This window comes from Brachybacterium horti (assembly GCF_054777615.1).
Map to the genome: position 1 here is coordinate 104392 of NZ_BAAHAM010000003.1, position 23277 is coordinate 127668.

Genomic DNA, 23277 nt, shown 5'->3' on the forward strand with positions numbered 1-23277 from the left:
ATCCGAGGAAGGCGAGACATCCATGAGCGAGGCACCCCACCGGTACACGGCAGAGGTGGCGGATCAGATCGAGCTGCGCTGGCAGCGGCGTTGGGACGAGGAGGGCACCTTCCGTGCCGCGAACCCCGTCGGCGCGCTCTCCGACGGGCGCTCCGCCGCGGAGCTCGGCGAGAAGATGTACATCATGGACATGTTCCCGTACCCCTCGGGGGCGGGGCTGCACGTGGGCCATCCGCTGGGCTACATCGCGACCGACGTCATCGCGCGCCATCAGCGCATGCTGGGCAAGAACGTGCTCTACACGATGGGCTACGACGCCTTCGGCCTGCCCGCCGAGCAGTACGCCGTCCAGACCGGCACGCATCCCCGCGTGACCACCGAGTCGAACGTCGCGAACATGCGCCGCCAGCTGCACCGCCTGGGACTGTCCCACGACTCCCGCCGCTCCCTCGCGACCACCGACCGCGAGTTCGTGCAGTGGACGCAGTGGATCTTCCTGCGCATCTTCGACTCCTGGTACGACCCCACGGCCGAGAACGCCGACGGCATCATCGGCCGCGCGCGCCCGATCGCCGAGCTGCGCGAGGAGCTGCGCGCCGGGACCGTCGACCCGTTCGCGCTCGCCCAGAGGCAGTCGATCACGCTGCCCGAGTCCTGGGCCGGCCGCACCGCCGCCGAGGTCCCCACCGCCTCCGACGCCGAGATCGGGCAGCTGGCCGACGCCTTCCGCCTCGCCTACATCTCCGAGACCCCGGTGAACTGGTGCCCGGGCCTGGGCACCGTGCTGGCCAACGAGGAGGTCACCAACGACGGCCGCTCGGAGCGCGGCAACTTCCCCGTCTTCACGCGGCGCCTGCGCCAGTGGAACATGCGCATCACCGCGTACTCCGACCGCCTCATCGACGACCTGGACCGCGTGGACTGGCCCGAGTCGGTGCGCTCGATGCAGCGCAACTGGATCGGACGCAGTCACGGCGCGGAGGTCACCTTCCCGCTGGCCGGCGTCGAGGACGCGACCTTCGACGTGTTCACGACCCGCGCGGACACCCTCTTCGGAGCGACGTTCACGGTCCTCTCCCCCGAGCACCCGCTGCTCGAGGACGCCTCCGCCCTGCCCGCCGCCTGGCCCGAGGGCACGAAGGACGCCTGGACCGGCGGCGCGGCGAGCCCGCGCGAGGCGGTCACCGCCTACCAGGAGCGCGCCGCGTCGCTCGGCGCGGAGGAGCGCACCGCGGACGACCGCGAGAAGACCGGCGTGTTCACCGGCTGGTTCGCCGTGAACCCGATGGACGGCCGCGAGATCCCCGTGTTCACCGCGGACTACGTCCTCACGGGCTACGGGACCGGCGCGATCATGGCGGTCCCCGCGGAGGACGAGCGCGACTTCGCCTTCGCCGACCGCTTCGAGCTGCCCGTGATCCGCACCGTGCGCCCGCCGGAGGACTTCACCGGCGGCGCCTGGACCGGCGAGGGCGAGAAGATCAACTCCGCCTCCGCCGAGCTGGACCTCGACGGCCTGGACAAGGACGAGGCGAAGGCCCGCGCCACCGCCTTCGCCGAGGAGAAGGGGTTCGGCCGCACCCGCACCACCTACCGCCTGCGCGACTGGCTGTTCTCGCGCCAGCGGTACTGGGGCGAGCCGTTCCCGGTCGTCTACGACCCCGCGGACCCGGAGACCCCGATCCCGCTGCCGGCCTCGATGCTGCCCGTGGACCTGCCGGAGGTCGAGGACTTCTCCCCGAAGACCTTCGATCCCTACGACAAGGACACCGAGCCGCAGACCCCGCTCTCCCGCGCGACGGACTGGGTCGAGGTCGAGCTGGACCTGGGCGAGGGCCCCAAGCGCTACCTGCGCGAGACGAACACGATGCCGCAGTGGGCCGGCTCCTCCTGGTACCACATGCGCTACATCGACCCCACGGACACCGAGCACCTGGTGCGCCCGGAGAACGAGGAGTACTGGCTGGGCCCCCGCGAGGCGGGCGGCACGGGCGGTGTGGACCTGTACGTGGGCGGCGTGGAGCACGCGGTGCTGCACCTGCTGTACGCGCGGTTCTGGCACAAGGTGCTCTTCGACCGCGGCGACGTCACGAGCCAGGAGCCCTTCCACCGCCTGTTCAACCAGGGCTACATCCAGGCCTTCGCCTACACCGACTCCCGGGGCGTGCACGTCCCCGCGGAGGAGGTCGTCGCCGAGGCCGACGGCACCTTCACGTACCAGGGCGAGCAGGTCACCCAGGAGTACGGGAAGATGGGCAAGTCGCTCAAGAACGCCGTCGCCCCCGACGACATGTACGAGGAGTACGGCGCGGACACCCTGCGCGTGTACGAGATGTCGATGGGCCCGCTGGACCTGTCCCGCCCCTGGGAGACCCGCGCCGTCGTGGGCTCGCAGCGCTTCCTCCAGCGCCTCTGGCGCCTGGCGGTCTCCGAGGAGACCGGTGAGCTGATCGCCTCCGACGCCGAGCCGGAGCCGGCGACCCTGAAGACCGTGCACCGCACGATCGAGGGCGTCACCCGGGACATGGCGCAGATGCAGTTCAACACGGCGATCGCGAAGCTCATCGAGCTCGTGAACCACCTGACCAAGACCTCCGGCGAGAACGGCGCCCCGCGCGCCGCGCTCGAGCCGCTCGTGCTCATGGTCTCGCCCTTCGCCCCGCACCTCGCGGAGGAGCTGTGGCAGCGACTGGGCCATGAGGAGTCCCTCGTGCGGGCGCCCTACCCGGTCGCCGACCCGGAGCTCGCCAAGGCCGAGGCGGTCACCTGCGTGGTCCAGATCAAGGGCAAGGTGCGTCACAAGGTCGAGGTCGATCCCGAGATCGGCGAGGCCGAGCTCGAGGCGCTGGTCATGGCCGAGGGCCGGGTCCAGCAGCTGCTCGAGGGGCAGACGGTGCGCAAGGTGATCGTGAAGGCGCCGCGCGTGGTGAACATCGTCGTCTGAGGCACCTGCCGCGGATGCGGACGGGCCGCGGGGAGCGCTGCTCCCCGCGGCCCGTCGTGCGTCCGGCGCCCCGTGGACGCCGGCGAAGGCCTCTCAGGCCTCGCTGCTCGCCGCGGCGCTCCGCGCGGGGCCGACGGGCTCGGAGAGGTCCTTGCCCCGCGTCTCGCGCAGGGTGAGGATCGTCAGGCTCGAGACGAGGATCAGCACGATCGCGTAGATGCCGAAGAGGTGCTGATCGCCGATCGCGGTGTTGAGGTACGGGGCGGTGCCGCCGAACAGGGCGATCGCGACCGCGTAGGGGATGCCGAAACCGCTCGTGCGGCGCGCGGTCGGGAACATCTCCGCGTACATCGCCGGGGCGTGGGAGAGGAAGCCGGCGATGAGCCCGAGCTGCACGCTGATCGCGACGACGAGCTGCCACATCTGCCCGCCCTCGACGAGCGAGACCATCGGCAGGTAGCAGATGCCGCTGCCCACGAGGGCGATGAGCGCGCAGGTCCTCCGGCCGATCCGGTCCGAGAGCGCGCCCCAGAGAGGCAGCACGAGCACGAGCACGACGTTGCCGATCACCGAGGCGCCGAAGGCCTGCTGGGCGCTGTACCCCAGGTTCTGGGAGGCGAGCGAGGCCATGGAGACGGACCAGATGTAGAAGACGACGGTGAGCCCCGCGGTCATGAGGATGACCTGGAGGCTTGTGCGCCAGTGCACGAACAGGCCCACGAGGACGTTCTCCCGGGGACCCGCGGTGCCGTCCTCGGCGCGGGAGGCCTCGAACACCTCGGACTCCTCCATCGAGCGGCGGATCCACAGCGCGACGAGGCCCAGCACGGCGCCGATCGCGAAGGGCACACGCCAGCCCCAGGCCGCCATCTGCTCCTCGGTGAGGGCCGTGCTGAGCGCGAGACCCAGCACGAGGCTCGCGAGGAGGCCGAGGGTGCCGGTCACGTAGATCGAGCTGGCCCAGAAGCCGCGGTGCTCGCGCGGGGCATGCTCGGCGAGATAGGTCTGCGCGGAGGGGAGCTCGCCGCCGTGAGCGAGGCCCTGGATCAGACGGGCCAGGAGCAGCAGGAAGGAGGCGAGCACGCCGACCGTGCCGTAGGTGGGCAGCACGGCGATGAGCAGGGACCCGATCGAGGCGGCGAGCACGGCGAGGGAGAGCGCGTGCTTGCGTCCCACGCGGTCGCCGATCCAGCCGAAGACGACGCCGCCGAAGGGCCGGGCGACGAAGCCGACGGCGAAGATCGCCATCGTGGAGAGGAAGGCGGAGGTGCGGTCGCTGCTGTCGAAGGCCTGCGCCGAGAAGTAGACGGCGAAGGACGCGTAGACGTTCCAGTCGTACCACTCCAGCGCGTTGCCGATCCCGGTGCCCAGCAGGGTCTTCGCCCGTGACTGGCGGGCGGGGGCCGGCGCGGGAGCAGGATGGTCGGGAGTGTGGGGGAAGGACATGCGCGCCACTGTAGGACCGCGGGGAGGCGCCCCGCAGAAATGGTTCCTCCCCAGGACACCGTCGTCCACAGTCCGGCCGGCCGCCCGGCGCGCGTCGCACCGCCGCGCCTAGGTTCGCCGCATGGACACCTTCTGGGGATGCGACCCCCTCGACATGGACGAGTACATCGAGAGCATCGACGAGCGGATCGAGCTCCTGCGGGACCTCATCGAGCTGCTCCGCGGCGCCTCCGCCTCCGTCGACTGGACCGGGCCGGACGCCGCGGCGCACCGCTCGCGCACCACCGCGGTCACCGATGACCTGGGCGGCGCGTGCGATCTGCTCGCCGCGCGCCGGGCTCTGCTCGAGGGCCACCGCGACGCCCAGGAGCGTGCTTCCTCCGCCGAGGGCGGCGGGGATCCCTACGCGATGGTGCGGATGGACGCCGTCGAGGGTCTCCGGGACCTCGGCGGGCGCCTGGGACCGTCCACCGGTGCGGGGCTGCCCGACCCCGGTGACCTCGGCCCGTGGATCGGGGGCCCGCTCGGCCACCCGATCGGACCCTCCGGGCCGGACGAGCCCTTCGACACCCACGAGACCCTCGACCGCTGGCGCGAGCGCGCCGGGGAGACCTTCGAGAAGATCCGCCCGCTGCTCGGCGGTCCCCTCGCCGCCCCGATCGACCCGACGCTCCCCTCACCGCCCCACGACCCCACCGACGGCCTGCCCGACCCGGTGCCCGCCCCGGTGCCGGAACGGGGCGCGGTGCAGGACGACACCCCGTTCGCCCTGGACCAGGACCGGATCACCGAGGCCTCCACGAACCGGAAGATCCTGTTCGGCCAGGTCCCCGGGCTGGGCGGTCTGCAGACGGCCGCGACGCTCACCGAGAGCAGCGGGGAGTTCCTCGACGGGGTCGAGTCGCGGATGGAGTCCGCAGGGCTGGGCGCCGCGACGCCGATCGTCGGCCTCGCCCGGATCCCCCATGACCTCGCCGGTGTCGCCCTGGGCGAGGGATCCGTCTACGACACCGTCACGGGCGCCGTGGACCAGCAGTTCGCGAACGTCTCCCAGACCTCCGCGGAGATCTCGGAGTCCGTGGGCGAGGGCGACTGGGCCGGGGCGGCCCGGGCCGGCGAGCGCGGCATGCTGCGCCACCTCGGAGCGAGCGCGGATGCGCTCACAGCGACCTCGGTGCCCGCGCTCAGCGAGGCGATCGGCACCGTCGCCGGGCGCGGGGCCGATGTCATGGACATGGCCTCCCCCGGCAGCGGCGATGCGCTGCGGGAGGCGGGAGAGGCGATGCACGGTGCCGGCGAGGCCTGGCAGGCGAAGGTCGACGAGATCACCGACACCGAGACGATCTACCGCTACCGGCTCGAGAACGCGCCGTTCCCGTGGGAGCGCCGCAGCGCCTGAGACGGCGGGAGGGCCGGACGGGGTTCACCCGTCCGGCCCTCCCCGCGGGCACGAGCTCAGCGCAGTGCGGGATCCTCCGAGGCGTCCGCGGAGCCCGGAGCGGTCGCCCCGTCGGAGGTTTCCGCGGCCTCGGGCGCTCCCCGGTCCTCGCCGTCCACGTCCTCCTCCGGGTGATCGCCCTCCAGGACGGACAGGGCGAGACCGTCGCCGCCCGGCGCCACGCGCACGGCGACCGTGGCGTCGTCGAGCACCTCACCGCGCAGGATCAGCCGCGCGAGGGCGTCGCCGATCTCCTTCTGCACCAGCCGCTTGAGCGGGCGCGCGCCGTAGAGCGGATCGAAGCCGGCGTCGGCCAGCCAGTGCGTCGCCGCCTCGTCGACGTCGAGCCGGATCCGACGGTCCGCGAGACGGGCGCCGACCGCCTCGATCTGGAGGGAGACGATCCGCGAGAGCTCCTCGCGCTGCAGCGCGTCGAACATGACGACGTCGTCGAGGCGGTTGAGGAACTCCGGCTTGAAGGACGCGCGGACCACCTGCATGACCCGCTCGTGCTTCTCGCCCTCCGGCAGCGAGGTGTCCTGCAGCACGTGGGCGCCGAGGTTCGAGGTGAGGATGAGGATCGTGGAGCGGAAGTCCACGGTGCGCCCCTGACCGTCGGTGAGACGGCCGTCGTCGAGCACCTGCAGCAGGATGTCGAAGACGTCGGGGTGGGCCTTCTCGATCTCGTCGAGCAGGACCACCGAGTAGGGCCGGCGCCGCACGGCCTCGGTGAGCTGGCCGCCCTCGTCGTAGCCGACGTACCCCGGAGGGGCGCCGACGAGACGGGAGACGGTGTGCTTCTCCCCGTACTCCGACATGTCGATGCGGATCATCGCCCGCTCGTCGTCGAAGAGGAACTCGGCGAGCGCCTTCGCGAGCTCGGTCTTGCCGACGCCCGTCGGCCCCAGGAACAGGAACGAGCCGGTGGGGCGGTTCGGATCGGCGATGCCCGCGCGGGCACGGCGCACCGCGTCGGAGACCTCGGCCACGGCGCGCCGCTGGCCGATCAGCCGCTCACCGATGATGTCCTCCATCTCGAGCAGCTTCTGCGTCTCGGACTGCAGCAGGCGGCCGGCCGGGATGCCCGTCCACGTGCCCACGACCTCGGCGATGTCGTCGGGGCCCACGTGATCGGCCACGAGCGGGCGCTCGTCGCCCATTTCCCCCGCGGCCTCGGACTCCTCCGCCTCGCGCAGCTGCGTCTTCAGCGCGGGGATGTCGCCGTAGAGGATCTTCGAGGCCGCGGTGAGGTCACCCTCGCGCTGGGCGCGATCGGCCTGCATGCGCAGCTGCTCGAGCTGGGCCTTGAGCTCGCCGACCTGGTTCAGCCCGGCCTTCTCCCGCTCCCAGCGCGCCGAGAGCGCCGCCATCCGCTCGGTGCGGTCCGCGAGCTGCGCGCGCACGGAGTCGAGGCGGGCGATGCTGCCGGGATCCTCGCTGCCCTGGAGGGCCATCTCCTCCATCCGCAGGCGATCGACCTGACGGCGCAGGATGTCCAGCTCCTCCGGGGAGGAGTCGAGCTCCATGCGCTGGCGGGACGCGGCCTCGTCGACGAGGTCGATGGCCTTGTCGGGGAGCTGGCGCCCGGAGATGTAGCGGTCCGAGAGCGTCGCGGCGGCGACCAGCGCGGCGTCGGTGATCGAGACCTTGTGGTGCGCCTCGTACTTGTCCTTGAGGCCGCGCAGGATCGTGATGGTGTCCTCGACGCTGGGCTCGCCCACGAACACCTGCTGGAAGCGGCGCTCGAGTGCCGGGTCCTTCTCGATGTTCTCGCGGTACTCGTCCAGGGTGGTCGCGCCGACCATCCGCAGCTCGCCGCGGGCGAGCATGGGCTTGAGCATGTTGCCGGCATCCATCGCGCCGTCGCCGGTGCCGCCCGCACCCACCACGGTGTGCAGCTCGTCGATGAAGGTGATGATCTGACCGTTGCTCGTGCGGATCTCGTCGAGGACGGCCTTCATACGCTCCTCGAACTCGCCGCGGTACTTCGACCCGGCGACCATCGAGGAGAGGTCCAGGGAGATCAGGCGCTTGTCGCGCAGCGAGTCCGGGACGTCGCCCGCGACGATGCGCTGGGCGAGGCCCTCGACGACGGCGGTCTTGCCGACGCCGGGCTCGCCGATCAGCACCGGGTTGTTCTTGGTGCGGCGGCTGAGCACCTGGACGACGCGGCGGATCTCGGTGTCGCGGCCGATGACGGGATCGAGCCGGCCCTCGCGGGCCTGCTCGGTGAGGTCGAGGCCGAACTTCTCGAGGCTCTGGAAGGTGCTTTCGGGGTTCTGGGAATCGGGGGTGCTCATACGATCCTCTCCGGAGGTGAGTCGGGCGACGGCATCGCGCAGGGCGGCGGGGCCCGCGCCGGCCGCCTCGAGGAGGCGGGCGGCGGTGTCCGAGCCGAGCGCGATGCCGATCAGGAGGTGCTCGGTGGACAGGTAGGTGCGGCCGGCGGCGTCGGCCTCGCGGCGTGCGGCCTCGAGGGCGTCATAGCCCGTGCCGACGAAGGTCGGATGGCCGGCGCCGTCCCCGCTGACCCGGGGCAGCTGTCCGATCGCGGTCGCGACCTGGTCGAGGACGACGGCCGGATCGGCACCGGCCTCGATGAGGGCGGCGCGGCCGATGCCGTCCGCCTGGCCGAGCAGCGCCTGCAGCAGGTGAAGGGAGCTGACCTGGGGGTTGCCGAGCTCTGCGGCGTGCTGGGCGGCGGCAGTGATCGCTTCCTGCGATCGGGTGGTGAACTGGAACTCCATGGCGCTCCTTCCAAGCTGTGCGGGGGACATGAGGTGCAACGGGCACAGAGTTGAGTCTATTCCGCTCAAGGTGCGGGGGCGAGGGGTCGGGGTCTCCCTCCGCCCCGTCCACAGCCGGCACGGCCCCCTCACTGTGGCGACCGTCACCGATAGCATCGCATCCAGACCGTCCCGCCGGGGAGAGGGGAGAACCATCGGTTCCACCGTTCCCCCCTCCCCCGCACCGCCCGCGGGCGACGCGCATCGTCGTCGTCCCTCCCCGATCCCGAAGGCGCTCCTCCCATGACCCAGCCGCCGTCCGCCCACCCGGGTCCCCCGTCCCCGGGTCGACCCCAGCAGCCGGGACAGCAGCCCACGGGCCGGCCCCGCCCCGGCGCGGGCGCCCCCGCCGCGGGCGCGCCCGGGTTCCAGGCGCAGCCCCAGTACGTCGACTACGGCATCCCCCGCTCCTACGACACCTCCGTGCGACCCGCCTCGGGCCTCACCGCCGCGCGCTACGCCCCCGCGCAGATCCAGCGCCCCGTCCAGCCGCAGCCGCAGTCGGCCTGGGCGACCCAGACCCGCCGGGTGCAGGAGGTCGGTCGTGAGGCGGAGCCGGTCCCCCGCGTCACCGTCCTCACCTGGATCGCCCTGGCCGTCCTCGGGATCGGGCTGCTCCTCGTGCTCGGCTTCTTCTTCGTCTACCTCACGCTGTCGTACTCCTCGAGCCCCGTCTGGTGGCCCGTCATGGGCTTCCTCGCGTTCCTGTCCCTCGTCGTCATCGTCGGGATCATCCTGCTCGCGGACCGCTGGGACCCGCAGCCGATCCCGCTGCTGCTCATCGCCGTCATGTGGGGCGCCGCCATCGCGAGCTTCGTGAGCTTCTGGGTGAACACCCTGGGCTCGGTCCTCGTCTGGCGGCTCACGGGCAGCGAGGCGGTCACGAGCTTCTTCGGGCCTGTCATCAGCGCCCCGATCGTCGAGGAGACCACGAAGGGTCTCGGTCTGCTCGTCCTCATGCTGCTCGCCCGCCGCTACTTCAACGGGCCGCTCGACGGCCTCATCTACGGCGCGCTGATCGGCGGCGGCTTCGCCTTCACCGAGAACATCCTGTACTACGCGAACGGCTTCGATCAGATGGGCCTGGGCGGCGTGGCCGTGCTGGTCGTCATGCGCGGCGCGCTGAACATCTTCGGCCACGCCATCTACACCTCGCTGACGGGCATGATCATGGGCTTCGTCGCCCGCAAGTGGGGCACGATCTCCGGCCTGCTGGTGTTCGTGGTCGCCGTGATCCCCGGGATGCTGCTGCACGCCGGATGGAACCTCACCGCGACCCTCGCCGGCGGCTGGACCGTCACGATCATCATGTTCGCGCTCGAGGCGCTGCTGTCCCTGCTGTGGCTGTGCCTGATCGGCGTGCTGGTCTGGGACGAGGCGCGACTCACCCGGGTGCGCCTGGGCGACTACGCGAACACCGGCTGGCTCACCCACGAGGAGGTCACGATGCTCGCCACCTGGAAGGGGCGCCGTGAGGGCCGCGCCTGGGCGAAGCAGATCGGTGCGAAGCCGCTCATGAAGCGGTTCATCCGCGAGAGCGCGGATCTCGCCTCCGTGCGCCAGCGGCTCCTGGCCGACGGCGCGAACCCCAAGGTCGTCGCCCTCGAGGCGGGCCTGCTGGGTCGTCTCTCGACCAACCGCCAGCAGCTGTTCGCCGCGAGCGGCCAGCCGCGCTGAGCCGGTCCGGTCGGGTTCAGCGCCCGGCGCGCGTCTCGGGCAGGTCCTCGTCGTGCTCGGCGCCGGGCATGTCCCGGCCGCGCAGCCGGTCCAGCGCGCGCCGCTCCCGCTTGGTGGGGCGTCCCGCGCCGCGGTCCCGTCGCGGCGGGGCGCCGAAGAGCTGCGGCGGCGGCTCCGGGCTGTGGTCCTCGTAGGCGGTGCGCGCGACGGGCGCGCCCACCCGCTTCCCGAGCAGCTGCGTGACCACGACGATGCGCTCGCGCCCCGGGGAGCGCAGGCGCAGCTCGTCCCCCACCGCGATCCTCTGGCTCGCCTTGGTGGGCTCGCCGTTGCGCCGCACGTGGCCCGCGCGGCAGGCGGCGGTGGCCGCGGAGCGGGTGGGGTACAGCCGCACGCTCCACAGCCAGGTGTCCAGGCGCACCGCGGTGACGGTGGGGGCGGGGCGCGCGGGTGCGGGCGCCGGCGCGCCGGGCCCTGCCGACGCCTCCGCGCCTGACGTCGTGCCCGCCGCAGCGGCCTCCTCGGCCCCGCTCATGCGCCGGCCCCGCCCTGGGAGGCGTCCGCGGCGCGCAGCGGCCACGGGTCGTGCTGCTCGATCTGGGCGGCGACCTGCAGCAGCAGGGCCTCGGCGCCGGGACCGGTGCCGCCCAGCTGGACGCCGAAGGGCAGCAGCACGCCGTCGACCTCCTCCCGGTGCGCGGGGATCGCGATCGCCGCGGCGCCGGTCATGTTCCAGGTGCTCGTCCACGGGGTGAAGGCGCACTGGGCGTCGAAGTCCGCGGCGCCGTCGTCGAGCTGGAGGGTCTCCGGGCGGGCGGGCGGGCCCGACAGCCCCGGGGTGAGGACGAGGTCCAGCTCCGCGAAGGCCTCTCCCGTGCGCCGCGCGAGCGCCTGCACGCCGGAGATCGCCGTGAGCAGATCCGTCCCGCTGTACCCGCGTCCCTGCTCGCGCAGCCAGCGGGTGAGCGTCAGCAGCTCGCCCTCGCGCTCCGGGGGCACGGGGATCGTCGCGGCGCCCACCGTCCACAGGGGCATGAAGCTGCGCCATTCCTGCGGGATGAAGGGGGCGGGGACCGGCACGGGGTGGTGTCCGAGGTCGCGCAGCAGCGCGACCGTGCGCTCCACGGCGCGCAGAGCGGCGGGGTGGACATCGACCTCGGCGGCGAGTGGCGTCGTGAGCACGCCGATCCGGAGCCCCTCGGGCGCCGGGGCATCGCAGGCGGAGAGGTAGCCGCCGGGCAGGAGCGGCGCCGGCTGGGCGTCGCCGGGACGGGGCCCGGCGATGAGGTCGAGGCCGGCCGCGGCGTCGCGCACGGTGGTGGCGAGCATGCCGTCGGCGACGAGCCCGGCGCCCTCGGTGCCGAAGGGCCCCGTCGAGACGAGGCCGCGGGAGGGCTTGATCCCGACGAGGCCGCAGCACGCCGCGGGGATCCTCACGGACCCGCCGCCGTCGGATCCGTGGGCGAGGTCGACGACCCCGCTCGCGACCGCGGCACCGGCCCCGCCGCTCGAGCCGCCGGCCGTGCGCCGCACGTCCCAGGGGGTGCGGGCCGGGGCACCGGTCGCGGGCTCCGTGTAGGCGGGCATGCCGAACTCGGGCGTGGTGGTCTTGCCGATCGTCACCGTGCCGGCGTCGAGGATCCGTGCGGCGACGCCGTCGGTGACCTCCGCGATCGTGCCGCGCAGCACGGTGCTCCCGGCCTCGAAGGGCTGGCCGGCGATGCGGGTGAGGTCCTTCACGGGCAGCGGCACGCCGAGCAGCGGCCGGCGGCGGGCGAGGTCCTCGAGACGCCCGGCGCGGCGGGCGTCCTCGAGCTCGACCTGGGCCTGCGCGGCCTGCTCCCGGCTGAGCTCGTCGAGGACGTGGGCGAAGGCGCCGACGGCGGCTCCGCGGGTCGCGGCCGCGGCGAGGGTCTGCTCGGTGAGCTCCCGGGCGTCGAGGTCCCCGGCGCGCAGCGCGGCGGCGGTCCCGAGGGCGCTCATGAGGCGGCGCCGTGCCCGCCGGCGGCGAGGGCGCCGCGCACGTGCTCCGCGAGCCCCGGGAGGGCCGCGTCGACCTGGGTGTAGGTGGTCTCGAAGTCCTCGTCGCCGCCGTACCAGGGGTCGCGGATGCCGAGGTCCTCCCCGGCCTGCGGGTCAAAGGAGCGCAGCATGCGGATCCGCTCACCGAGCCGCTCGCCGGCGAGCCGCTCGAGGGGGCGCACGTGGTCGTGGTCCAGGGCGAGGACGAGGTCCGCCCGGGACAGCTCCTCGCGGGTCACGGCGCGGGCGCGGTGCGCGGAGGGGTCCATGTCGTGCTCGCGCAGGAGGGCTCCGGCGCGGGGGTCCACGGGGTTGCCCTCCTCGTAGGAGGTGGTGCCGGCGCTCGCGACGTCGACGCGGTTGCCGAGGCCGGCCTCCTCGAGGGCGGCGCGAAGCTGGAACTCGGCCATCGGCGACCGGCAGATGTTGCCGGTGCAGACGGTGAGGATGCGATAGGTCACCGGGGGTCCTTCCCCTCCTCGGGGACGTCGGCGAGGAGGTCGTGGTGCTCAGGATGCCGCTCGAGCCAGGCGCGGGCGAACCAGCAGGTCGCGGTGAGACGCAGGCCGCGCTCACGGGAGTCCTGGACGGCGGCGCGGACCAGCGCGGAGCCGATCCCCTGCCCGCCGTGCTCCGCGGAGACCACGGTGGAGCGCAGGTCGCGGACACCCTCACGGAGCGGGTCCGGCCCGTAGGCGAGCACTCCCACCACGCCGTCGCCGGCGAGCGCCTCGAAGCGATCGCGATCCTCGTCGTGGACCAGCCGCACGTGCGGGGGTCCGCCGGGCTTCTCGTGCATGCACGGAACGCTACACTGCCCCTCATGCCCTCGCCCCTGATCTGGCACATCACCGAGCTGGCCGCCTGGGAGGCGGCCGTCCGGGAGGGCACCTACACCTGCTCCACCCGGGGTCGCGATCTCACCGAGGTGGGATTCCTGCACGCCTGCTGGCCCGAGCAGGTCTCGATGGTCGCCAAGCGCGTGTACCCGGACCGCCCTGCCGACCTCGTGATCCTCGAGATCGACGTCGCGCGCGTCGAGGCCACGGGCGTCGCCGTGGACATCGAGGCGGATCGGGACGGCCGCGGCCGCGGCTACCCGCACATCAACGGACCGCTTCCGATCGGCGCCGTGCAGCGGCTGCGCCGCACGAAGTGGATCGGCCGCGAGTTCGTGGTCGTCGCCTGATCGACGTGCTGCGAGGAACGAGCGGTAGGAGATCAGGCAGTCCAGCACCGCCTGATCGACGTGCTGCGAGGAACGAGCGGCAGGAGATCAGGCAGCTGAACACCGAGTAGTCCGAGCGCGGGTGCCGCCGTCGCGGCGTTCGCGGACGTAGCATCGAGCATGGCTCCCTCGGCTCGCTATCTCGACATCCATCCCGTGGACCCCCAGGCGCGGAACATCGACCAGGCCGTGCGCGTGCTGCGCGACGGCGGTCTCATCGCCTATCCCACGGATTCCTGCTACGCGCTGGGCTGCACGCTCGACTCCCCGGAGGGGCTCGAGCGGATCCGCCGCATCCGCCAGGTGGGCAAGGACCACCACTTCACGCTCGTGTGCGCGGACTTCGCGCAGCTGGGGCAGTTCGTCATCGTCTCGAACCCCGTGTTCCGCCTGGTGAAGAACGCGACGCCCGGCCCGTACACCTTCATCCTGCCGGCCACCAAGGAGGTGCCGCGGCGGATGTCCCACCCGAAGAAGCACACGGTGGGCGTGCGCATCCCCGATCACCGTGTGGCCCATGCGCTCGTCGAGGCGCTCGGCGAGCCGATCGTCTCCTCGACGCTGCTGCTCCCGGGCCAGGAGGACCCGCCGGCGGAGGGCTGGGTGGTGCAGGACCTGCTGGACAACCAGGTGGACGTCATCATCGACTCGGGTGAGGTGGGCATCGAGCCGACGACCGTCGTGGACCTCTCCTCCGGGGAGCTCGTGATCGCCCGGGAGGGCGCGGGGGACGTCAGCCGGTTCTGACGCTCCCGTCCTGTGCGCCGCGGTCCCGTCCCGCGAGGGCGCCGGAGACCACGAGGATCCCCAGCGCGTAGAGCGGCACGAGCCACAGGGCGTGACGCAGGGTCAGGGCGTCGGCGAGCGCGCCGATGATCGGCGGGGAGACGAAGAACCCGAGCCGGGCGAGCCAGCCGGCGACGGTCATCCCCACGCCGTGGGGGACACCGGGGACCTCGTCCGCCGCGCGGTACACGGCGGGGAACAGCGTCGCGACGCCCCAGCCGGCGAGGGCGAAGCCGATCACGGCGGTCACGGGGCTCGGCACGAGCAGCGCGAAGGACATGCCGGCGGCGGAGACGAGCGCGCCGATCCGGGCGGTGGTCCGGTCGCCGAGCCGGTCCACGACCGCGTCCCCGGTGAAGCGTCCGATGGTCTGCGCCCCCTGGAGGGCCACGAAGGCCATGCCCGCGACGAAGGGGCCGACGGCGTAGGTCGAGGACATGAACAGGGCGCCCCAGGTGTTGCCGGCGTCCTCGGTGGAGCCGGCGAAGACGAGCAGCATGCCCAGGGCGAGGACGAGGGCGAGCGCCCGCGGCGCCATGCCGGCGATGCGCAGGCCGGAGGGGGCCGGGTCCGCGGGGACCTCGGCGGCGGACGCGGCCGACGGCGCCGCGTGGGCGGTGGCCCCGCCGGGGGCGGCCTGCTCCCTCTCGAGGGTGTCGTGCCCGGGGAGCATGCCGCGCAGGGCGAGCAGCGCCAGCGCGCCGAAGACCACGAGGCCGAGCACGCCCTGTCCCCAGGTGGGCAGGGCGATCTGGGCTGCGAGGGAGCCGAGCAGGCCGCCGGTGACCGCGCCGAGCGACCACCAGCCGTGGTAGCTGTTCATGATCGAGCGGCGGTAGCGGCGCTCGACACGCATGCCGTGGGAGTTCATGGCGACGTCGGTGACGGCGTCCGCCGCGGCGGCCAGGAACAGCGAGACCGCGAGCCACAGCCAGGATCCGGAGACGTACACGGCCAGGTGCACGGTCGAGGCGACCACCTGCGCGGCGACGCTCACCCGGGCGGAGCCGAACCGGGTCATCAGGGCGGCGACGGTGAGGCCCGCGGTGAGCCCGCCGAGGGGGCCGAGGCCCACGGCGAGCCCGAAGGCGGCGTTGCTGAGCCCGATGTGCTCGACCAGCTCGGGGTAGCGGGGCAGGATCGCGCAGAACGAGGCGCCGTTGAGGAAGAAGAGCAGCGAGACCGCCCAGCGGGCGCGGCGGGCGTCCACGGCGACGCCGGGCGAGGGCGTGGCGGGCCGGGCATCGCCGGGCTGCGGGGAGTGAGCGTTCACGGGACACCATTGTGCTGCCCTCGTGCCCCGAGCGACAGCGCGCCGCGCCGCCCGGGCGCCGCGCGACCGTACGCTGGCGGCATGTCGACCCACATCGGAGCCGCTCCGGACCAGATCGCCCCTGCCGTGCTCATGCCCGGCGACCCCTACCGCGCGCGGTGGATCGCCGAGACCTTCCTCGAGGACCCCGTCCAGTACAACGACGTGCGCGGCATGCTCGGGTACACCGGCACCTACGCCGGGGTCCGCGTCTCCGCGCAGGGCTCCGGCATGGGCCAGCCCTCTCTCGCCATCTACGCCCACGAGCTGTTCAGCGACTACGACGTCGAGACCATCATCCGGGTGGGCACCTGCGGCGGTCTCTCGGAGCGGGTCGGCGTGCGGGACGTGGTGCTCGGCGTCGCGGCCTCCACGGACTCCGCCATGAACCGGGCCCGGTTCGGGGACGTCACCTTCGCCCCGGCGGCTGATTTCGAGCTGGCGCGGACCGCGGCCTCCGTCGGCGAGGAGCGGCTGCTGCCGGTCGTCGCGGGCGGGCTGTTCTCCGCGGACCAGTTCTACTCCCCCGCCCCCGAGGTCACGAGCACGCTCGCCGGCTACGGCGTGCTCGGCATCGAGATGGAGGCGGCAGCCCTGTACACGCTCGCGGCGCAGTTCGGTCGGCGGGCGCTGGCCCTGTGCACGGTCTCCGACCACCTGGTCACAGGTGAGGAGACGAGTGCCCACGAGCGTCAGGAGACCTTCGAGGACATGGTCGTGATGGCGCTCGAGACGATCGTCCGGATGGACGGGCGATCCTCATGACCCGATGATCCCGGGGCGCGCACGGGCCCGGGACGCGGACGGGCCCGGCACCTCGCGGTGCCGGGCCCGTGTCGTCGAGGGGCGTTCCTCGTCAGACGAGGAAGCGCGGGACCGTGTCGAAGGTGAGGTACAGCGAGAGCAGCACCATCGCGAGACCCACGATGAAGGTCACGGGGGTGAAGAGGCTCAGGACGTACAGCCCGCCCGCGAAGAGGACGAACAGCAGCGCGAACAGCACGATCGACAGGACGGTGCTGTTGCCCTCCGACGTGGTGGCCGGTTCGACGGTCTCGACGTGATCGCCCTTGGCGACGATGGCGCCGGTGGCCTGCTCAGTGCTCATGCTCTGCTTCCTCCGCTCCTCCCGGGCGCGCCGGCCGTCCCGGGTTCGGGACGGGGCGCAGACGGTCGTGGCCCATCCTAGACCAGCGCCGACGGTGCCGCGGACCGGCCCGCCGTGCGCACCGCCGTGAGGAGCGCCGCGAACAGGCCCTCCCCCGGTCCGTGCCCGCTCTCGAGCTCGGGGTGCCACTGCACCGCGATGACGGGGCTGCCGACGACGGCCTCGACGGCGAGCGGGAGGCCGCTCGCGTGGCGGGCCACGACACGCAGCGAGGAGGGCACCTCGCGCACGCCCTGATGGTGGAAGGCGGTGACCTCGGCGCGGGTGCCGACGGCGAGCGCGGTGTCGCTGTCCGCGTCGACCTCCGCGGTCACGGGCGTCGGGACGATGCCCGTGAGCGGATGCGCGGGGAGGTCCACGGGGAGATGACGGTGGAGGTCGCCGCCCTCGGCGACGACGACGAGCTGCAGGCCCCGGCAGACGCCGAGCACGGGCACCCCGGTGCGGCGCGCGGCACGGTACAGCGCGGTCTCGAAGGCGTCGCGCGCCGGGTCCGCCGCCATGTCGGTCTCCCGCGGGGCCTCGCCCAGGAGCGCGGGGTCCAGATCGGTGCCGCCGGTGAGGACGAGGCCGTCGAGGTCCTGGACCTCCTCGTCCGTCCACTCGTCCTGCGGGGCGATGATCACGGCACGGGCGCCGGCCTCGCGGATCGCGCGGACGTAGTGCGCGGTGAGGGTCACGGCCTCGTGCCCCTCCCACGCGCCGGACATCATGCGGCCGGTCCCTGCGGTCACGCCGATGAGCGGGCGACGGGTGGTGGGGCGCTGCGCCATGAGTGGTCCTTTCCGCGGGCAGGGTGGCCGCCGTGCGGCGACAGGACCATGTCACCCCATCGCGCGCACCCGCGGCGACCTCTGTGGCCGAATGTGACGGCGACCGGATGCGACGGCGCGCTCCCGGTTCAGCGGAGGGTGCGCTGGTGCACGTCCGCGTGCCGAGCGATCGCCGTCGCGTAGTGGCCGCGCAGCTGCTCGGCGAGGACCGGCCAGGTGCGCTTGCGCACCGAGTCCAGCGCCGCCCGCCCGAACGCGAGCCGCTTCGCGTCGTCGAACAGGAGATCCGCGGCGTGGTCGCGGAGCTCGTCGAGCATGCCCGGCGTGTACAGCCAGCCGGTCCGGCTCGGCGTCACGAGATCGACCGGTCCCCCGCGGCGCGGGGCGATGACCGGCAGACCCGAGGCCATGGCCTCCTGGACGGTCTGCCCGAAGGTCTCGAGCTCCCCGGGGTGGATGAAGAGGTCCGCGCTCGCGAGGTGCGCGGCGAGGTCCGTGCCGGAGCGGAACCCCGCGAAGCGCGCCCGCGGCATGGCCCGGCGCAGCGCGTCCCGCTCGGGCCCGTCGCCCACCACGAGCAGCCGCACCCCCGGCATGTCATGGATGACCTGGAGATCCGCGACCTGCTTCTCCGGAGCGAGGCGGCCCACGTAGACCACGAGCTTCTCGTCGGCCTCCGCGTAGCGGGCCCGCAGCCGGGCGCTGCGCAGCGACGGGGAGAAGAGGGAGGTGTCCACGCCGCGGCGCCACAGCGCGAGCCGCTCCACCCCGTGGGCCGCGAGCTGGTCACGGGTCGCGGTGGAGGGCGCGAGGTTCACGGTCGCGCGGTTGTGGACGTCCTTGAGCAGCTGCCAGGACGCGGCCTCGAGGAAGGGCATCCCGTACTTGGCGGTGTAGCCGGGGATGTCGGTCTGGTAGACGGCGACGGTGGGGACGCCGGCCTTCTGCGCGGCGACGACCGCACGACCCCCGAGGATCGTGGGCGAGGCGAGGTGGATGACGTCGGGGGCGAACTCGGCGATCCGGCGGCGCAGACCGGTCGCGCTCGCCGCCGCGATCCGCACGTCGGTGTAGCCGGCCAGCGGCACCGAGGCCACGCGGTGCACGCGGACCCGGCGTCCGCCCGAGGTGCGCCAGAAGCGGTCGGCGTGCGGCCATTGGGGGGCGATGATCTCGAGGTCGTCACCCTGGCCCGCGAAGTGGTCCACGACGCGGAGCACGGAGTTGGTGACGCCGTTCATGTGCGGAAGGAACGATTCGGTGATGACGAGGATCCTCACACCGGCGATGATCCGCCCCCGCCGTTTCCACGGCCCCACCGACGTGTGACACGTCGGGGACGCCCGGGTGAACTCTTCGCTCGCCCGGGCGCCCCGGCGCTCAGAGGCGGGAGGAGGCGATCCGGGCGCCCGCGACGAGCGACTCGAGCTTCGCCCACGCGATGTCGGGGTGGATGCGCCCGCCCAGACCGCAGTCCGTCGAGGCGATCACGCGCTCGGGGCCGACGATCCGCGCGAAGCGCTCGATGCGCTGGGCGACGAGCTCGGGGTGCTCGACGACGTTCGTGGCATGGGAGACGACACCGGGAACGATGACCTTGCCGTCGGGCAGCTCGACGTCCTGCCACACGGTCCACTCGTGCTCATGGCGCACGTTGCCGGCCTCGAAGGAGTAGTACTTCGCGTCAATCTCGAGCAGGAGACCCACGATGTGGCGCAGCTCGATGTCGGTCGTGTGGGGGCCGTGCCACGAGCCCCAGCACAGGTGGAACCGGGTCTGCTCGGTGGGCACGTTCGCGAGCGCGCGGTTCACGGCCTCGACGCGCTTGCGGGTGAAGGCGACGTAGTCCTCGACGCTCGGCTCGGGGTTGATCTGGTCCCAGTTCTCCGCGATCGAGGGGTCGTCGACCTGCACGATGAGGCCCGCCGCGGCGATCGCCTCGTACTCGGGGGCCATGACCTCGACCCACGCGTCGAGGAAGGCGTCGACGCTGCCGTAATGCGTGTCGACGATGCGGCTGCCGGATCCCGGGGAGAGGGAGGGCAGGAAGCCGGTCGCGTAGCCGGAGGCGTCGAGCGCCGCGCGGAGGTTCGCGGTGTCCTGGGCGACGAGCTCACGCCCCGTGGCCGAGTAGGAGAGGGGCCCGGTCGCAGCCGGGAACGTCGTCTGCGCACCGACGGTGATCCCGGAGGTCGGGTCCTGGTACGCGCGCTGGAAGATCGTCCAGTCGCGGCGGTCCGGGAAGACGGTCAGGCGCACGTCGCCGGGGGACGAGCGCACCGGCTCGGAGGAGAAGTGGTCCTCCCCCGTGAGCTCGAGGCCGTCGACGCGGTCGAAGATGTAGGACCACCAGGCGCCGTAGTTCACGGCGGAGGTCATGAGGTGGCCGTACTCGCCGTCGTTCGGGATCGAGATGCCGATCTCGCGCTGCTTCGCGACGACGTCCGCCACGGCCTGTCGCAGCACGCCGCGGAACTCGTCCGTGGGCTCCGGGGTCAGGCCGTCCTCGCCCACCTGGCGGGCGGAGTTGGCGGCGATGAGCTCGGGGCTGCGGGGCAGGGAGCCGGCGTGCGTGGTGAGGATCTCGGTCATACGTGCAGGCTAACGAGCAGAACGCCCGCTCGCCATCTGCGCGTCACGACCGTTCACATGCCGCCGGCCCGCCGGAGCGGTGCGCCGACGGGCCGGCGGCGGGTGGGGCGCCCTGCTCAGTCGCGGGGCCAGGTCGCCACGAGGTTGCGGTCCCCGTGGGCCTGGTCGATGCGGCGCACGGCGGGCCAGTACTTCGACTGGATCCGCATCTGGACGCTGTCGTGCACGGAGAGGTCCTCGGGCGTGGCCCAGGTGCCCGGGTACACGGCCACCTCACGGGAGTAGGGGTGGGTCCACTCCCCCGCGACGACCGACGCCGCGGTGTGCGGGGCGCCCACGAGCGGGTTGTCGTCGGCCGGCCAGACGCCCGCGGCGACCTGCTCGGCCTCCTTCGCGATCATGAGCATCGCGTCGACGAAGCGGTCCAGCTCGACGAGGTCCTCGGACTCGGTGGGTTCGACCATGAGCGTTCCCGCCACCGGGAAGGACATGGTGGGAGCGTGGAAGCCGTAGTCCACGAGGCGCTTGGCGACGTCGTCCACGGTGATCCCGGTGCGGGCGGTGAAGGGGCGCAGGTCCACGATGCACTCGTGGGCGACGAGCCCGTTCTCCCCCGTGTAGAGGATCTCGTACGCCTCGGAGAGCCGGGCGGCGAGGTAGTTCGCGGCGAGCACCGCGGAGGCGGTCGCGTGCCGCAGCCCCTCGGGTCCCATGAGCCGGATGTAGGTCCAGGAGATCGGGAGGATCGAGGCGGAGCCGTAGGGCGCCTGGGACACCGGGGCGCCGCCGTGCACCTGCGCGCCGGCCCCGGTCACGGGATGCTCGGCCTGCTGGATCGCGGGATGGCCGGGGAGGAACGGGGCGAGGTGCGCCTTCGCGGCGACCGGGCCCACGCCCGGCCCCCCGCCGCCGTGGGGGATGCAGAAGGTCTTGTGGAGGTTCAGGTGCGAGACGTCGCCGCCGAACTCCCCGGGCCGCGCGACCTGCAGCAGCGCGTTGAGGTTCGCGCCGTCCACGTAGACCTGGCCGCCCGCGTCGTGCACGAGCTGGCAGACCGTCCGCACCTGCTCCTCGTAGACGCCGTGCGTGGAGGGGTAGGTGATCATGATCGCGGCGAGCTCCTCGCCGTGGTCCTTGATCTTCTGCTGGAGGTCGTCGAGGTCGATGTTGCCGCGCTCGTCGGAGGCGACGACCACGACCCGCAGGCCGGCGTTCACGGCGGAGGCCGCGTTGGTGCCGTGGGCGGAGCTCGGCACGAGGCACACGTCCCTCGAGCCCTCGCCGCGGGAGGCGTGGTACGCGCGGATCGCGAGCAGGCCCGCGAACTCGCCCTGGGAGCCGGCGTTAGGCTGCAGGGAGACCGTGTCGTAGCCCGTGAGGTCCGCGAGCCACTGCTCGAGCTGGGTGACCAGGTCGAGATAGCCCTCCACGTCCTCGCGCGGGGCGAGCGGGTGCACGGCGTTGAAGCCGGACCACGTGATGCCCGCCATCTCGGTCGCGGCGTTGAGCTTCATCGTGCAGGACCCGAGCGGGATCATCCCGCGGTCCAGCGCGAAGTCGCGGTCCGCGAGGCGGCGCAGGTAGCGCATCATCGCGGTCTCCGAGCGGAAGGAGGAGAAGACGGGGTGTCGCAGGTAGTCGACCTCGCGCACGAGCTCCCCCCAGCCCTCGCCGGACTCCACGGGCGTGAGCTCGGCGCCCGGGGTCTCCGCGAAGGGGGCGAGCACCGCGGCGATCCCGGCGAGGTCGGCCTCCGTGACCGTCTCGTCGAGGGAGAGGTGGACGACGTCCGCGTCCACGGCCCGCAGCAGCCATCCGGACTCCGCGGCGGCCGCGACGATCTCCTGCGCGCGGGCGGCGGTGCGGATCTCGAGGGTGTCGAAGAAGGAGTCGTGGACGAGCGCGAAGCCGCTCGCGCGCAGCTGCGCGGCGAGGGTCGCGGTGCGGTCCGCGACCTGCCCGCCGATCGCGGCGAGCCCCTCGGGCCCGTGGTAGACGGCGTACATGGCAGCCATGACGGCGAGCAGGACCTGCGCGGTCGTGATCGAGCTGGTCGCCTTCTCGCGGCGGATGTGCTGCTCGCGGGTCTGCAGCGAGAGGCGGAAAGCGGGGTTGCCGTCGGCGTCCACGGAGATGCCGACGAGCCGGCCGGGCAGCTGCCGCTCGAGGCCCTTGCGCACGGCGACGAAGCCCGCATGGGGGCCGCCGAACCCGAGCGGGATGCCGAAGCGCTGCGAGGAGCCGATGACGACGTCCGCGCCGAGCGACCCCGGCGAGGCGAGGCGGGTGAGGGCGAGGAGGTCCGCGGCGACGATCGCGACGGCCTTGCTCGCGGTGACGGCGGCGAGCACCTCGCTCGGGTCCCACACGCGGCCGGAGGCGCCCGGGTACTGGACGAGGGCGCCGAGGTAGTCCTCCCCCTCGGGGGCCCCGTCGACCGCGAAGTCCACCTCGCGCAGCGCGATGCCGAGCCCCGCGGCGCGGCCCGCGAGCACGTCCTTCGTGGCGGGGAGCGCGTCCGTGTCGACGAGGAAAACGGGCGCCTTCCGCTTCGCGGTGCGGCGGGCGAGCATGAGCGCCTCCGCGGCGGAGGTCGCCTCGTCGAGGGTCGAGGCGTTGGAGACGTCCATCCCGGTGAGGTCGCAGATCATCGTCTGGAAGGTGAGGAGCGCCTCGAGGCGGCCCTGGGAGATCTCGGGCTGGTAGGGCGTGTAGGCCGTGTACCAGGCGGGGTTCTCGAGCACGTTGCGCTGGATGACCGCGGGGGTGTGCGTGCCGAAGTAGCCGGTGCCGAGCAGCGAGCGCCGCACGGTGTTGCGGTCGGCGAGGGCGCGCAGCTCGGCGAGCGCGACGGGCTCGGGGACGCCGGAGGGGACGGAGGTGGCCTCGCGGGACTCCTCGTCGAGCAGGATCGTCGAGGGGACGGCGGCCTGCAGCATCTCGTCGAGCGTGGCGTAGCCGAGCGCGGCGAGCATGCGCTCCTGGGCTGCGGGGTCGGTGCCCACGTGCCGCGGCACGAAGGACTCGTGGGAGGGGACGGGCTGGGCGGTCATCGAGCTGGGGCTCCCGGGGGTGAGGGGCGGGCGGCGGTGCGCGGCGGGGGTG

18 protein-coding genes are annotated in these 23277 nt (G+C 73.0%); 6 read left to right on the top strand and 12 right to left on the bottom strand.

Annotated elements, in window-relative coordinates:
• The first annotated feature begins 22 nt into the window (after positions 1 to 22).
• Positions 23 to 2944 (top strand): leucine--tRNA ligase, encoded by a 2922-nt coding sequence (leuS, locus tag ACYVAP_RS09915; protein WP_498860518.1) that lies wholly within the window; start codon positions 23 to 25, stop codon positions 2942 to 2944.
• A 93-nt stretch (positions 2945 to 3037) separates the two neighbouring features.
• On the opposite strand, the gene ACYVAP_RS09920 is transcribed toward leuS, so the two are convergent.
• Complete coding sequence (locus ACYVAP_RS09920) at positions 3038 to 4390, bottom strand: MFS transporter (protein WP_498860519.1); 1353 nt, start codon at positions 4388 to 4390, stop codon at positions 3038 to 3040.
• A gap of 121 nt (positions 4391 to 4511) precedes the next feature.
• Between ACYVAP_RS09920 and ACYVAP_RS09925 the strand changes: the two genes are divergently transcribed.
• On the top strand, positions 4512 to 5789 hold the full coding sequence (locus ACYVAP_RS09925; protein WP_498860520.1) for a hypothetical protein: 1278 nt from the start codon (positions 4512 to 4514) through the stop codon (positions 5787 to 5789).
• Positions 5790 to 5845: 56 nt separating this feature from the next.
• On the opposite strand, the gene clpB is transcribed toward ACYVAP_RS09925, so the two are convergent.
• Positions 5846 to 8575 (bottom strand): ATP-dependent Clp protease ATP-binding subunit, encoded by a 2730-nt coding sequence (clpB, locus tag ACYVAP_RS09930; protein WP_498860521.1) that lies wholly within the window; start codon positions 8573 to 8575, stop codon positions 5846 to 5848.
• Positions 8576 to 8857: 282 nt separating this feature from the next.
• On the opposite strand from clpB, the gene ACYVAP_RS09935 reads away from it, so the two are divergent.
• Positions 8858 to 10291, top strand: a complete 1434-nt coding sequence (locus tag ACYVAP_RS09935) for a PrsW family intramembrane metalloprotease (protein ID WP_498860522.1) — start codon at positions 8858 to 8860, stop codon at positions 10289 to 10291.
• A gap of 16 nt (positions 10292 to 10307) precedes the next feature.
• On the opposite strand, the gene ACYVAP_RS09940 is transcribed toward ACYVAP_RS09935, so the two are convergent.
• The 4 genes from ACYVAP_RS09940 to ACYVAP_RS09955 are packed head-to-tail and all read right to left on the bottom strand — an operon-like array spanning position 10308 to position 13112.
• The gene (locus ACYVAP_RS09940) at positions 10308 to 10826 is read right to left on the bottom strand and encodes an RNA-binding S4 domain-containing protein (RefSeq protein ID WP_498860523.1); all 519 of its coding nucleotides are present in this window, start codon (positions 10824 to 10826) and stop codon (positions 10308 to 10310) included.
• Complete coding sequence (locus tag ACYVAP_RS09945; protein WP_498860524.1) at positions 10823 to 12274, bottom strand: amidase; 1452 nt, start codon at positions 12272 to 12274, stop codon at positions 10823 to 10825. The genes ACYVAP_RS09940 and ACYVAP_RS09945 overlap by 4 nt, the downstream gene beginning before the upstream one ends.
• On the bottom strand, positions 12271 to 12774 hold the full coding sequence (locus tag ACYVAP_RS09950; protein ID WP_498860525.1) for a low molecular weight protein-tyrosine-phosphatase: 504 nt from the start codon (positions 12772 to 12774) through the stop codon (positions 12271 to 12273). Before ACYVAP_RS09950 ends, ACYVAP_RS09945 begins: the two co-directional genes overlap by 4 nt.
• On the bottom strand, positions 12771 to 13112 hold the full coding sequence (locus tag ACYVAP_RS09955) for a GNAT family N-acetyltransferase (protein ID WP_137771099.1): 342 nt from the start codon (positions 13110 to 13112) through the stop codon (positions 12771 to 12773). The genes ACYVAP_RS09950 and ACYVAP_RS09955 overlap by 4 nt, the downstream gene beginning before the upstream one ends.
• 24 nt (positions 13113 to 13136) lie before the next feature.
• On the opposite strand from ACYVAP_RS09955, the gene ACYVAP_RS09960 reads away from it, so the two are divergent.
• A complete protein-coding gene (locus ACYVAP_RS09960; RefSeq protein WP_137771100.1) occupies positions 13137 to 13502 on the top strand; it encodes a DUF952 domain-containing protein in 366 nt (121 codons plus the stop codon).
• A 159-nt stretch (positions 13503 to 13661) separates the two neighbouring features.
• Positions 13662 to 14288, top strand: a complete 627-nt coding sequence (locus ACYVAP_RS09965; protein WP_259360237.1) for an L-threonylcarbamoyladenylate synthase — start codon at positions 13662 to 13664, stop codon at positions 14286 to 14288.
• Here the strand turns inward: ACYVAP_RS09965 and ACYVAP_RS09970 are convergent.
• Complete coding sequence (locus ACYVAP_RS09970) at positions 14275 to 15600, bottom strand: MFS transporter (protein ID WP_498860526.1); 1326 nt, start codon at positions 15598 to 15600, stop codon at positions 14275 to 14277. The two genes, ACYVAP_RS09965 and ACYVAP_RS09970, sit on opposite strands and share 14 nt — an antisense overlap.
• An 81-nt stretch (positions 15601 to 15681) precedes the next feature.
• On the opposite strand from ACYVAP_RS09970, the gene deoD reads away from it, so the two are divergent.
• A complete protein-coding gene (gene deoD / locus ACYVAP_RS09975; protein WP_498860527.1) occupies positions 15682 to 16404 on the top strand; it encodes a purine-nucleoside phosphorylase in 723 nt (240 codons plus the stop codon).
• Positions 16405 to 16495: 91 nt separating this feature from the next.
• On the opposite strand, the gene ACYVAP_RS09980 is transcribed toward deoD, so the two are convergent.
• The 5 genes from ACYVAP_RS09980 to gcvP form a co-directional block, all read right to left on the bottom strand.
• Entirely contained in the window at positions 16496 to 16747 is a 252-nt protein-coding gene (locus ACYVAP_RS09980; RefSeq protein ID WP_264451670.1) for a hypothetical protein, read from the bottom strand.
• Between the two features lie 77 nt (positions 16748 to 16824).
• Entirely contained in the window at positions 16825 to 17580 is a 756-nt protein-coding gene (locus tag ACYVAP_RS09985; RefSeq protein ID WP_498860528.1) for a gamma-glutamyl-gamma-aminobutyrate hydrolase family protein, read from the bottom strand.
• A 128-nt stretch (positions 17581 to 17708) separates the two neighbouring features.
• On the bottom strand, positions 17709 to 18860 hold the full coding sequence (locus ACYVAP_RS09990; RefSeq protein WP_498860529.1) for a glycosyltransferase family 4 protein: 1152 nt from the start codon (positions 18858 to 18860) through the stop codon (positions 17709 to 17711).
• Between the two features lie 100 nt (positions 18861 to 18960).
• Positions 18961 to 20172: a cobalamin-independent methionine synthase II family protein gene (locus ACYVAP_RS09995; RefSeq protein WP_498860530.1), complete on the bottom strand. Its 1212-nt coding sequence runs from the start codon at positions 20170 to 20172 to the stop codon at positions 18961 to 18963.
• 116 nt (positions 20173 to 20288) lie between these two features.
• Positions 20289 to 23225, bottom strand: coding sequence for an aminomethyl-transferring glycine dehydrogenase (gene gcvP, locus ACYVAP_RS10000; protein WP_498860531.1), 2937 nt, complete (start codon positions 23223 to 23225; stop codon positions 20289 to 20291).
• Between the last annotated feature and the right edge of the window lie 52 nt (positions 23226 to 23277).